The 3581-nt window shown below is 58.0% G+C and carries 4 protein-coding genes and 1 tRNA gene; 1 reads left to right on the forward strand and 4 read right to left on the reverse strand.

The window, feature by feature from the left end; all coding sequences use genetic code 11:
• Positions 1-25 precede the first annotated feature (25 nt).
• Complete coding sequence (locus tag AC1DWI_RS16685; RefSeq protein WP_477725247.1) at positions 26-1156, forward strand: branched-chain amino acid ABC transporter substrate-binding protein; 1131 nt, start codon at positions 26-28, stop codon at positions 1154-1156.
• Between the two features lie 170 nt (positions 1157-1326).
• On the opposite strand, the gene AC1DWI_RS16690 is transcribed toward AC1DWI_RS16685, so the two are convergent.
• From AC1DWI_RS16690 to AC1DWI_RS16705, 4 genes are all read right to left on the reverse strand, one after another.
• Positions 1327-1416 (reverse strand) — tRNA-Ser (locus AC1DWI_RS16690).
• Between the two features lie 69 nt (positions 1417-1485).
• Positions 1486-1860, reverse strand: coding sequence for a DUF2237 family protein (locus AC1DWI_RS16695; protein ID WP_477671664.1), 375 nt, complete (start codon positions 1858-1860; stop codon positions 1486-1488).
• A gap of 37 nt (positions 1861-1897) precedes the next feature.
• The gene (locus AC1DWI_RS16700; protein WP_477649893.1) at positions 1898-2815 is read right to left on the reverse strand and encodes an SPFH domain-containing protein; all 918 of its coding nucleotides are present in this window, start codon (positions 2813-2815) and stop codon (positions 1898-1900) included.
• Between the two features lie 10 nt (positions 2816-2825).
• Positions 2826-3251 (reverse strand): NfeD family protein, encoded by a 426-nt coding sequence (locus AC1DWI_RS16705; RefSeq protein WP_477671663.1) that lies wholly within the window; start codon positions 3249-3251, stop codon positions 2826-2828.
• Positions 3252-3581 lie beyond the last annotated feature (330 nt).

Raw genomic sequence — 3581 nt, forward strand, 5'->3', positions numbered from 1 at the left:
GTAATTTCCTAATCGGAGTGTTTTTATGCAAATGAAATTAAAACTGACAGTAGTGGCTGCTCTCGCTGCAGTAGCGGGTTTTGCCTCTGCCCAAGACGCAGTGATCAAGATCGGTCACGTGGCGCCGCTGTCCGGCTCGCAAGCCCATTACGGCAAAGACAATGAAAACGGCGTGCGCATGGCCATCGAAGAMCTGAACGCACAAAACGTGGTCATCGGCGGCAAAAAGGTCAAGTTTGAAATTGTTGCTGAAGATGACGCCGCTGATCCAAAACAGGGCACCGCCGCTGCACAAAAGCTGTGCGACTCCAAAGTCGCCGGCGTGGTCGGCCACCTGAATTCCGGAACCACCATTCCTGCCTCCAAGGTCTACAACGATTGCGGCATCCCCCACGTTACGGGCGCTGCAACCAACCCCAACCTGACCAAGCCAGGCTACAAAACCACCTACCGCATCATTGCCAATGACAACGCCCTGGGCGCTGGCCTGGCTTTTTATGCCGCCGACACGCTGAAGCTGAAGAAAGTCGCCATCATTGACGACCGTACGGCTTACGGCCAGGGCGTTGCTGAAGTGTTCAAGAAAACGGCCCTGGCAAAAGGCATGACCGTGGTTGACGAGCAGTTCACCACCGACAAAGCCACCGACTTCATGGCCATCCTGACCGCCATCAAGGCCAAAGCACCTGACGCGATCTTCTTCGGCGGCATGGACCCACAAGGCGGCCCAATGCTGCGCCAGATGGAACAACTCGGCATGGGCAACGTCAAGTACTTCGGCGGCGACGGCATCTGCACCGCRGAAMTYGCCAAGCTGWCSGCMGGCGCCAAGACSMTSGGCAACGTGRTYTGCGCYGAAGGCGGCGCMTCGCTGGSCAARATGCCAGGCGGCGAAGCCTGGATGAAGCGCTACGAAGCCAAGTATCCAAAGCAGTTCCAGGTTTACAGCCCGTACACCTACGACGCTACCTTCGTTCTGGTTGACGCCATGAAGCGTGCCGGTTCCTGGGATCCAAAGGTTTACACCCCTGAGCTGATTAAAACCAACTTCAAGGGCGTGACCACCACGATCGCTTTTGAACCCAATGGCGAACTGAAGAACCCCGCCATCACCCTGTACGTCTACAAAGACGGCAAGAAGTCTGCCCTGAACTAATCGTTCACCGCAAACAAAAAGCCACCGCAAGGTGGCTTTTTTTTGCCCGGAAAAACCCCGGGAAGACCGGAAGTGAGGCGCCGAAAGTGGAGCGGGCACAAAAAAGCCCAGCAAGCTGGGCTTTTAGGAGTTTTTGCCACCGTGTGGAAACTCACGGCGACGAGACTGTTTGGCGGAAGAGGCGGGATTCGAACCCGCGGTAGGTTTAACCCTACGCACGCTTTCCAGGCGTGTGACTTAAACCGCTCATCCACCCTTCCGCGAAGCCTTCGATTATAGCAGTGCTGCGAACAGACGGAGGCAGGAGTTGCACCCGACGCGCAACAGGCTCAGTGGAGTGCGCCCTGGAACCGGTGCTTTTCCAGCAGGGCCAGGGAGACGAATTCCAGCGCCTTGCTGTGCGTCGACTCCAGCACGACAGGCGGCGCAAAGCCGGCCTCCAGCGCTTCGCGCCAGCGGTTGGCACACAGGCACCAGCGGTCATTCGGCTGAAGGCCCGCAAAGCGGTACGCAGGCTGCGGCGTGGAAAGATCGTTGCCGCGGCTGGCGGAAAAAGCCAGAAATTCACGCGTGACGCGAACGCATACCAGGTGGGACCCCGCATCCGACGCATCCGTGTTGCAGCAACCGTCACGAAAGTAGCCGGTCAGCGGATCATAGGAGCAGGGCACCAAATCCGTGCCCAGTACATTTTTTGCGCTCATGGGTGCGTTCACGTGCTGTCGGCAAAAAAGCCCGTCGTCACACCTTGTTGGCTTGCACCATCTTCATGGCCGAGCTGATGAGGGCGGTGACTTCCGTCATGTTGCTGGGTACCACCAACGTGGTTTTGGCGTCCCTGGCTACCTTGGAATAGGCGTCAACCGCCTGTTCGGCCACCTTGAGCTGAACGGCCTGTTCGCCGCCGGGCTGGCGGATTGCGGCCGCGACCATTTCGATGGCTTTTGCATTGGCGTCGGCAACGGCCATGATGGCGGCGGCTTCACCTTGGGCGTTGTTGATGGCAGCCAGTTTTTCGCCTTCCGAGCGGGCAATGAAGGCTTCACGTTCGCCGGTGGCGATATTGATCTGCTCCTGGCGGCGGCCTTCGGAAGCAGCGATCAGAGCCCGCTTCTCACGCTCTGCCGTAATTTGCGACTGCATGGCATGCAGAATCTCTTTGGGGGGCGTCAAGTCCTTGATTTCGTAGCGCAGGACTTTCACACCCCAGTTCAGGGCGGCCTCGTCAATGGCGGCAACAACCTGCGCATTGATGATGTCGCGTTCTTCAAAGGTCTTGTCGAGTTCGAGCTTGCCGATCACGGAACGCAGGGAGGTCTGCGCCAGTTGCGTGACAGCCACGATGTAGTTGGATGAGCCGTAGCTGGCCCGCATCGGGTCCGTGACCTGGAAATACAGGATGCCGTCGACCTGCAGCTGCGTGTTGTCGCGGGTAATGCAAACCTGGCTGGGAACGTCAAGCGGGATTTCCTTCAGGCTGTGCTTGTAGGCGACGCGGTCAATAAAGGGAACCAGGAAGTTGAGGCCCGGCGTCAGGCTTGCGTGATATTTACCCATACGTTCGATGACCCAGGCATTTTGCTGGGGAACGAATTTGACGGCGCGGATGACGAAGATGACCGCGACGATGAGAATAATGAGTGCTACATAAGATGACATGGTGATTCCCTCAGATTTTTTCTACGACCAATTTGCTGCCAATAACTTCCCGAATACGGTGGGCGCCCGCCGAAGGCGTGCCATCAACCGCCTGAACAACCGCCCATTGCGCGCCGCGGTAGCGTACGAGCGCCGTGCCGTCCGCTTGCCAGTCATCGACCTGTACCGTTTCACCAATATCCATGTTGACGTCCGGATTGGTTCCTGCCGATAACGCCTTGGGCCCCCGACCCCGAATGAAATGGGTAACGCCCACGGTGGCCGAGCCGACAACGGCCGCCGTAACGAGTTGCAGGGCCGTCGAGGCGCCCAAATGAGCGGCAATTGCAGCGGCTGCCAAGCCTACCGCGATCATCAGCAGGTAAAAAGTTCCGGTTACCAGCTCCACCGCGACTGCCGTACCTGCCAGCAGCCACCAGATAGTCGATTCACTCATGCATCCTCCTTTTGTCGGTCATCCGCTACATTTTGGGGCAATTAGACCCCAAGGCAAGCGTAGCGCAACAATATGTCCTTACACTTCGCTGCTTGGAAAAAGCKTCCTCTCACCGCCCGGGCTCAACCTGTCTATGCCCTTTGAGCGTTTCCCATGCCCTCCGACAGGTTCAGGGCGACCATGAACTCCAGCCCAAGCCATGAAATTCCGCTTTCCCATCGTCATCATCGACGAAGACTTCCGCTCCGAGAACACCTCCGGTCTGGGCATCCGTGCGCTGGCGCAAGCCATTGAAACCGAGGGCTTCGAAGTCCTGGGGGTGACCAGTTA

Source organism: Polaromonas sp. P3_C2, from assembly GCF_056402675.1.